This is a genomic window from Sphaerisporangium sp. NPDC049002 (assembly GCF_040649355.1).
Classification (GTDB): Bacteria; Actinomycetota; Actinomycetes; order Streptosporangiales; family Streptosporangiaceae; genus Sphaerisporangium.
Window position 1 is genome coordinate 1 of sequence record NZ_JBEZFH010000353.1, and the last position, 4,277, is coordinate 4,277.

Consider the following 4,277-nt stretch of genomic DNA (forward strand, 5'->3'; position numbering starts at 1 on the left):
GTGTTCAGCGCGATCGCCCGGCTGACGGCAGTTTCCGAGATCTTCACCACCTCCTACGGGCTGATCGTCCTGGCCAAGGTCGTCGCCTTCACCGGCGGCGACCTGATGACCATGTGGGGCCTGGCGGTGCGCCGGCCGCCCGACCACGCGAGCGGAAAGAAGGCCGACGGCATCGCCTGCGTCACGTTCGATCCGGAGGTGGGCGCCCGTGTGGCCGAGTGGCGGGTCGACGATGTGGTCAGCGTCGAAGGGTCGCTCCACCAGAGATACTGGGCCGGCTCAGGAGGAGGCGCCAGCACGTACGAGGTGGAGGTCCACCGGGCGACCAGGCTTGAGCCCGGCCCGCTGTCCCTCGCCGCCGGCAAGCCGGTCAGGCAGCCCAGAACGACCAGGAGACAGCCTGAACCCACCTCCATCCAGCCCCCGACCACCATCCAGGGCACCAAGGAGCTCACCCCGCGGAGTGCGCTCCCTTGAACTCGTTCGGGGAACGCGCCGGCTGACGTGATTCGGCGAAACGCGGCGGGTGACGTGGTCGGCGAAACGCGCCGAGTGACGTGGTTCGGGGCACGCGGCGAGTGAGGGTTGGGGGGTCAGCCGGTGGCGAAGGTGCGGAGGAGCAGGCCGGTGCGGGGCTTGGGGCCGAACGACGTGGACTTGCGGGGCACCCGCTCGCCCTCGGCGGCCACGGCGAGCACGTCCTCCACGTTCAGCGGCCGTACGATCACGGCGGTTCCCGACTCGCGGCGGGCCATCTTGACGGCGAGAGCGGGGTCGTGGTGCACGATGAGCACGGACTCCTCGTTGTCCTGGATGCCCCAGACCTTGGGCAGGAGGAATTCCGACAGCATCGAGGTCACGAGCGACTTCCACCGCACCGACCGCGACGCGGGCATCGCGTGCTCCACCTGGACGGGGTCGGGGTCGGTCAGCAGGTGGCTCGGGCCGTTCCCGGCCAGGACGAACGCCGGGCCGACCGCCGAGGCCAGTGCCTCCAGCGCCTCCTCCACGTGGGCGAAGTCGTGTACCTGCCAGGCGCCCTTCGCGCGCGCCGCCGCCTCCTGCAGGGGAAGTCCGGGGATCACCCGGTGGATCGCCTTGAGGTCGGGCGGGTAGGCCGTCGAGTCGACCAGGAGGGCGAGGCCGTAGTCCCAGGGGCCGGGTCCGCGTCCTTCGGAGTGGTATTCCCGCTGGAGGGCGAGGTAGGTGGCGTACCGGTGGTGGCCGTCGGCGATGAGCGCCTGGCGGCCGTAGAGTTCGGCCGCGATCCCGTCGAGCTCGGCTCGGTCGGTGAGCGCCCACAGACGATGGGCGATGCCGTCGTCGGTCAGCACGTCGATCAGAGGGGTCCGGGTCGCGGCCACGTCGCCGATCAGACGGGAGGTGGAGCCGCCGTTGCCCTCGTACAGGAGGAAGATGGGCTCCAGGTTGCTCTCGGTCGTCCGCATGAGCGCGAGGCGGTCGGCGACCGTGCCGGGCATGACGTTCTCATGGGGCAGCACGATGCGCTTGCCGGGGTCGGAGAGGCCAAGGTCTCCGATCAGACCGCGCAGCAGGACACCGGGCCCGCTCTGCTCGTACACGTAAAGCGCGGGGAGGTCGTCGGTGGTCAGGATGCCGGAGGCGAGCCATGACAGCAGCGTCTCGCGGGCCTCGGCGTAGCGGTGCTGGTCGGAGCCGGGAAGGATCAGCCGCACCACGTTGTTGGGGTGAGCGTCCAGGAGATTCTGGACGTCTTCCCGCGAGATGAGGTCGTACGGTGGGGAGGTGACTGCCGCCAGATCGTCGACTGTGAAGCGCACACCGCGGAACGGGCGCAGCACCAGTCCGTCAGGCGACGGCAGTTCAGGAATGGCCATACCGGGCATGGTGCCATAAAGGCCTGAGTCGCTTAGAGACAGCCCCGACGTCGTAGCGCCGCCCGGCTCGTCAGGAAGCCGGGATTGACTTGTCGTCAGAAGGAGGCCTCGATACATGATGCAGGGACCAAGCGGCCAGTCCGAATCCCCCGACTACGAGCGCAGCGCTCCCGCGGGTGACGTCTATGAGTGGTTTCAAAGAGGGGTCAAGCTGCTGAAAGACGGCAGCCCGGCCGCGGCGGCGGCGATTCTCGCGCGGGCCGCCGACGCCGAGCCCGAGTCGCGCAGCATCCGGGAGGCCCTCGCCAGGGCGCAGTTCAACTCGCGCCGTTACGAGGAGGCCGCGGAGAGTTTCCGGTGGATCGTCGCGGCCAATCCGACCGAGGATTATGCCTATTTCGGCCTGGGCATGGCACTGTGGCGTACCGGAGACATGGAGGCGGCGGAAGAGCCCCTGACCATCGCTGTGGCGATGCGTCCAGATCTGCGCGACTATGTCTCCGCACTGAAGCAGGTAAAGGCCACCCTGCGAGCGAGACAGATCTGATCCGCCTTGTACCGTGAGTCGGCAATATTCACTTTTATCGGAAATAGTTGGGTGCATGGAGACCGCACTGATCGACCGTTACGACACCCTGTTGCTTGACCTGGACGGGGTCGTCTACCTCGGGCGCGAGGCGGTGAAGGGCGCCCCCGAGGCGCTCACCCGCGCCCACGACACCGGCGTGCGGCTCGCCTACGTCACCAACAACGCCTCGCGCACCCCTGCCGCGATCGCCGAGCATCTGGTCTCCCTCGGCGTGCCCGCCACGCCGGACGAGGTCGTGACCTCCGCCCAGGCCGCCGCCCGGCTCATCGCCGAGCGGGTGCCGCCCGGTTCCGCGGTCCTCGTGGTCGGGGGCATGGGCCTGCGCTGCGCCGTACGGGCGCAGGGGCTGCGCCCGGTGACGACCGCGGCCGACTCCCCGGCGGCCGTCGTGGAGGGCATCTCGCCCGACCTCTCCTACTCCCTGCTGTGCGAGGGCGCTCTCGCCGTACGACGGGGAGCCTGGTTCGTCGCGGCGAACGGGGACACGACCATGCCGACCGACCGTGGCGTGCTGCCCGGCAACGGGGCCATGACCCGCGTGATCGCGACCGCCACGGGGGTCGAGCCCGTCTCGGCGGGCAAGCCCGAGCCCCCGCTGCACAGGGAGTCGATGCTCCGCACGGGGGCCGAGCGGCCGCTCATCGTGGGGGACCGCCTCGACACCGACGTGGAGGCGGCCACCCGGGCGGGGGTCGACAGCCTGCTCGTGCTCAGCGGGGTGACCGGCCCGCTCGACCTGCTCACCGCGCCGCCCGAGCACCGCCCCACCTACATCGCCGCCGACGTGTCCGCCATCCACGAGCCGCCCGCCCTGGTGGAGGCCGACGGGGACGAGTGGTCGGGGGGCGGATGGACCGCGCGTTGGGAGGAGCGGGGCCTGCGCCTGGCGGGGAGCGGCGACCCTCTGGACGGCCTCCGCGTCGCGTGCGCCGCCGCCTGGGCCCACGCCGGGGACGGGCGTGCGGACGAGGACGGGCTCAAACGGGCGCTGGAGACCCTGAGCCTCTGAGCGCCAGGAGCCGCAGAAAGACAGGCCAGGAACGCCAGGAGCCGCAGAAAGGGGGGCCAGGGAGCGCTGGGAGCCGCCGGGAGCAGAGGGCACAGGGAGCACTGGGTGCCGCCCGGGAGCAGGGCACAGGGAACGCCGGAGGGGGACTCAGAGGAGCTTGCGCAGGCGCAGCAGGTCTCCCAGGCTGGCGTCGATCTTCACGCGTCCCCCGAGCAGCGCCCGCGCCATGTCGAGCTCGCCGTTCACCATCGAGAGCAGGTCGTCGCTGGAGACGCGGATGCGCACCTCGGCGGGGCGCCCGTCGACCGGGGGGACCTCGGTGAACGCCTGGAGACCGCCGTGGTCGATCCGGCCGTAGAACGTCACGTCAAGGTCGGTGATCCGGCAGCTGATGCTCCTTTCCACCACGTGCTTCGAACGGGTCGCCTGATCAAGCTCGCCGAACTGCTCGGCAAGCTTGTCAAGCGCCGTCCGGCACTCGTCGACGGTCGCCATGCGTCGTATCCCTTCTCATCCGCCGAAGCTCCTCTGACCTACGGAAGGTAGCGTTTCACTTGAGTACTACGCGAAATCCGGCGCGCGGGCGCGGCCAGGGAGAGAAGAGCATCGTACGGGTGACAGCTTCGGATACGGTCAGGGTCGACGGCCATCGCGTAGGCGGAGGTCACCTGGCGCGCGATCACACCATCATGGCCGCGATCGAAGCCGTGACCAAGGGCGACACCGCGACTCCGCGGTACAACGGCGGCGGCGCGACCCGCTCACCACCTACACCTACGTGTCGCCGCGCGGCACGATGAAGCTGCGCGAGGGCGCGTCG

General features: G+C 70.1%; 4 protein-coding genes and 1 pseudogene. 3 read left to right on the forward strand and 2 right to left on the reverse strand.

Translation table 11 applies throughout. From position 1 onward, the window contains the following. Positions 1-477: pseudogene (locus AB0B89_RS35155) on the forward strand (hypothetical protein); the annotation flags it as partial. A 116-nt stretch (positions 478-593) separates the two neighbouring features. Here the strand turns inward: AB0B89_RS35155 and AB0B89_RS35160 are convergent. After that, positions 594-1,859, reverse strand: coding sequence for a DUF1015 domain-containing protein (locus tag AB0B89_RS35160; RefSeq protein ID WP_358561724.1), 1,266 nt, complete (start codon positions 1,857-1,859; stop codon positions 594-596). Between the two features lie 115 nt (positions 1,860-1,974). Here AB0B89_RS35160 and AB0B89_RS35165 point away from each other — a divergent pair, with 115 nt between their 5' ends. Together AB0B89_RS35165 and AB0B89_RS35170 are read left to right on the forward strand one after the other, a co-directional pair. Next, a complete protein-coding gene (locus AB0B89_RS35165; protein ID WP_358561726.1) occupies positions 1,975-2,406 on the forward strand; it encodes a tetratricopeptide repeat protein in 432 nt (143 codons plus the stop codon). 55 nt (positions 2,407-2,461) lie between these two features. Then, positions 2,462-3,457, forward strand: a complete 996-nt coding sequence (locus AB0B89_RS35170; RefSeq protein WP_358561729.1) for an HAD-IIA family hydrolase — start codon at positions 2,462-2,464, stop codon at positions 3,455-3,457. A gap of 147 nt (positions 3,458-3,604) precedes the next feature. On the opposite strand, the gene AB0B89_RS35175 is transcribed toward AB0B89_RS35170, so the two are convergent. Further along, positions 3,605-3,952 (reverse strand): SCP2 sterol-binding domain-containing protein, encoded by a 348-nt coding sequence (locus AB0B89_RS35175; RefSeq protein WP_358561732.1) that lies wholly within the window; start codon positions 3,950-3,952, stop codon positions 3,605-3,607. Between the last annotated feature and the right edge of the window lie 325 nt (positions 3,953-4,277).